The following is a 3,550-nucleotide window of genomic DNA, read 5'->3' as shown; positions in this document are numbered from 1 at the left end:
CCCGGCCGGGGTGTTGTCCCGCACCGGCGTCCGCGTCCCTCCCGGTGGAGTCCGCGGCGCGCGAGACGACGTAGACGGGTTCCGGTGAGGCGACGACGGCCGGGCCCGCCTCAGTGATCCGCCGCCCCATGATGTCGTACGCCACCCCCGACACGGCCACGCGCGTGCGCCGCGCGGCCCACAGGACGGTCACCCGCTGCCCGCACCCGTCGTCGAAGACGAACCCGCGGACACCTGCGGGCAGTTGCCGTACGGGCCCGACGAAGTGCGCCGCGCCGAGCACCGAGGTCAGCGCGGCGAAAGCGCTGTACGCGGGGAGGGGCCCGAAGTCCCGGTCGAACAGCCCGAACCAGACGCCGTCGTCATGCAGGGGCGGCCCGGCGAACCAGAACTGCCGCGCGTTCCCCGCGGCCAGCCCCTCCACCATCGAACGCACGAGGTACCGCGCCTGTACCCGCTCCTGCGCCGCGGTGAGATCGGCGGGCGTCGTGAGGAAGGCCCCGCACTCGGTCATCCACAGCGGCATGTCGCCGACCCCCTGCCGCCGGGCGAGCGCGTGCTGCTCGTCCGCGGCGCCGGGGGAACTCGGGGTCTTCCTGCTGCGCCGGATCCGGATACCCGTGGAAGGCCCACACATCGGCGTACCGGACGACGTCGTTCGCGAGCATCAGGTCCTGGAAGGGGCCGGTTTGGGCGATCCCCGGCAGGACGACGAGCGGCGCCTCGGCGCGGGCGTCGTGGCAGGCGTCCTTGACGCCGAGCGCGGCCGCCTTCACGAAGGCCGCGTGGGCGTCGCCGGTGCTGCGGGTGGTGTCGACGTCGGGTTCGTTGGAGAGCTGGAGCGCCTCGGGGGCGGCCAGTGCGAGGCGGCGGGCGTAGCGGTAGGCGTGGCGCAGGTCCGCCGGGAGGGGCAGCGAGGCGTCGGTCATCGCCCACTCGGGCGCGGGGGAGAGCACGTCCAGGACGGCGAGACCGCGGCCACGCAGGGCGCGGGTGACCCGGTCGTGGTGCGCGGTGTCGTACGCACCCGGCGCGGGCTCGGCGGCCGGCCAGGACTGCCCGTCACGGACCCAGCCCGCCCCCATGTCCCGCAGGGCGGCAGCGCACTCGTCCAGGCGGGACGGCGGTACGAGGGAGGAGGCCCAGACGTTGACGCCGAAGCGGTTGCCGACCGCGTCGGTGACCGGGGCCGCGCGGTGGGCGGGAAGGCGGGCGAAGGTGCTGGTCACGCCGTCGTCGGCATGGATGCGGTAGTGGCCGGGCGGGAGGTCGGCCGGGAGGGCGACGGTGGTGGTCCTGCGGCCTGCGGGGATGGCCGTACGGCCGGCGGCAACCCGTTGGCCGTGGTAGTCGATGACGGCGTAGTGAACGGGATAAGGGCGCGTGGTACGGGCATTGAGGGTCAGGCGCAGGTGAGCGGGCTCGCCGACGCGGTGACGGGGGACGGAGGCCGCGTGCAGAGCGGTTCCTCCGGGCAGGAGGCGCAGGACGAGATGATCCAGCGACAGGACATACACGATGTTGTTGTCAAGGATCGTCGGTTCGACGACTCGTAAGCCCAACGCGTTGTCCCCCTCACGAAGTTCCACCTCTCCGAGATTCAGCACGGACAGATCGCCCCACGCGGCCGGCGACCCGTACCAGTCCGGCTGCGAGCGGGCGACCTCGCGGAACGGGCCACCGTTGACGGAGAGCTGGAGGTAGGAGCCGACCGCTTCCGTGTGCGGGGTCTCCACGGGGGCGGTGGCGACGGCGGTCAGCGCGTACACCCGCTTGTGCGGGACGCGGACACGGTAGGTGGCGTACCAGCCGGTCTCCGGCGGGGGCTGCTGCACCGTCAGCAGCGCGAGGTAGCGGCCACCGGAGGCACGTCGGTCGCGGGCGACGGGGATGTTCGTGCGGGTGGGGGACTCGCCGGGGATCGTGATCGTTGCAGGGTCCGCCTGCGCCTGCGCCGGTGCGGTACGGGTACCCACGGTCGCCGCCAGCGTCGCACCGAGTCCCGCCGCCATTGCCGTACGCCTGGTGAAGTCCATGACTCCAGCAGACGCTGAGGACCTGAGGCCGGGCGTCCTACGAGAGGGCGGACTGTCCCGGAGAAGGTGTGCGGGGACTGCCCTAGGGGTGATGTGCCCGCCGATAGCGGACCCCGGCCTGATCGCCGATCGTCGTCTCCCCCACGGCGACGAACGCGTTCCTCTCCAGGACGGTCCGGGACGCCAGGTTGTCGAGTGTGGTGACCGCCACCAGGGAGGTCAGCCCGTACGTCGCTGCGGCCATCCGGCACATCTGAGCCACCGCCGCCGTCGCGACACCCTTGCCCGCCGCGCGCTCGCCTATGCGGTAGCCGAGTTCGGCGGAGCCGTCCTCGACGTCGAGCAGGTTGATACGGCCGACCAGGCGCTCCTCTTCGTCCCGCACCAGGTGGAAATGGCAGACCCCGGCGTCCTGTTCGGCCAGCAACGCCGCGTGCCGGGCCACGAATCCCGCGAGGGTGAAGTACTCGTCCCCGCGGTCCGGCACCGTGCGGGCGAAGTACTCCCGGTTCTCCCGCTCGAAGGCCAGCACGGCGTCCGCGTGGTCGGCGCGCAGGCGCTCCAAGGTCAGCATGAGGACAGGGTATGCCCGTACGCCCGTACGGCTGTCCGACCGTGGTAGGTCACCGGTACCGCCGCTCGGTACCCACGTCCTACGACCCCGGACTGACGCCAGGTCAGGGGCCCGCGGCCTAACGTCCTGGGCATGAACAGACCACGCTTCTTAGCGCTGGCGGCGTCCGTCGCGCTTGTGCTCGGACCGGCCCTGACCCTGCCCGCGGTGGCCGCGGGGCCGGACTCTTTGGCCTCCGTCGTCGCTGCCCCGGCATCGGCCCAACTGCCCCGCCCCACCGGCCCGTACACCGTCGGCCGCAGCACCCTCCACCTCGTCGACGCCGACCGTCCGGATCCCTGGGTTCCGTCCGCCGGGCCCCGGCAGCTGATGGTGTCCATGTACTACCCGGCGCGCCCCGGCACGAGCGGACCGACCGCTCCCTACATGACCACCGAAGAGGCCCGCCACCTTCTTGAGTTGAGGGCGCCGGAGGCCACCGTCCCGCCCGAGACGATCAGCGGCGTCCGTACCTGGGCGCACACCGGCGCCCGCCCCGCGCACGGCAGGTTCCCGCTCGTCGTGCTCTCGCCCGGGTTCACGTTCCCCCGGTCCACCCTCACCGGACTCGCCGAGGACATCGCCAGTCGCGGATACGTTGTCGCGCTGGTCGACCATCCGTACGAGAACGCCGGTACGACCCTCCCCGACGGGCAGACCCTGCCCTGCGCCATCTGCGACAAGTTCTCCTCGATCGGCGGCTCGACGGTCGCCGGGAGCCGGGCCCAAGACGTCTCCTTCGTTCTCGACCGGCTGACCGGGCGCCACCCGGCGTGGCGGTACGCGCGCGTGATCGACACCAAGCGGATCGGCATGGCCGGGCACTCCATCGGCGGCGCCTCCACCGCTGCGACGATGGCCGGTGACGCGCGCGTGCGGGCCGGCGTGAACATGGACGGCA

At 72.6% G+C, this 3,550-nt stretch carries 4 protein-coding genes; 1 reads left to right on the top strand and 3 read right to left on the bottom strand.

Translation table 11 applies throughout. The annotated features are described in order from the left end of the window. The 3 genes from EAO75_RS43550 to EAO75_RS43540 form a co-directional block, all read right to left on the bottom strand. On the bottom strand, positions 1-436 hold a 436-nt coding region (locus EAO75_RS43550), incomplete at its 3' end, for a hypothetical protein (protein ID WP_222724028.1). Further along, positions 363-2,036, bottom strand: a complete 1,674-nt coding sequence (locus EAO75_RS43545; protein ID WP_148000684.1) for a hypothetical protein — start codon at positions 2,034-2,036, stop codon at positions 363-365. The genes EAO75_RS43545 and EAO75_RS43550, both read right to left, overlap by 74 nt. An 82-nt stretch (positions 2,037-2,118) precedes the next feature. Then, positions 2,119-2,610: a GNAT family N-acetyltransferase gene (locus EAO75_RS43540; protein WP_148000683.1), complete on the bottom strand. Its 492-nt coding sequence runs from the start codon at positions 2,608-2,610 to the stop codon at positions 2,119-2,121. 132 nt (positions 2,611-2,742) lie between these two features. On the opposite strand from EAO75_RS43540, the gene EAO75_RS43535 reads away from it, so the two are divergent. Then, on the top strand, positions 2,743-3,550 hold an 808-nt coding region (locus tag EAO75_RS43535), incomplete at its 3' end, for an alpha/beta hydrolase family protein (RefSeq protein WP_148000682.1).

This window comes from Streptomyces sp. UW30 (genome assembly GCF_008042075.1).
Classification (GTDB): domain Bacteria; phylum Actinomycetota; class Actinomycetes; order Streptomycetales; family Streptomycetaceae; genus Streptomyces.
Note: the sequence above shows the minus strand (reverse complement) of the source record. Positions and strands in the feature narration are given on the sequence as shown.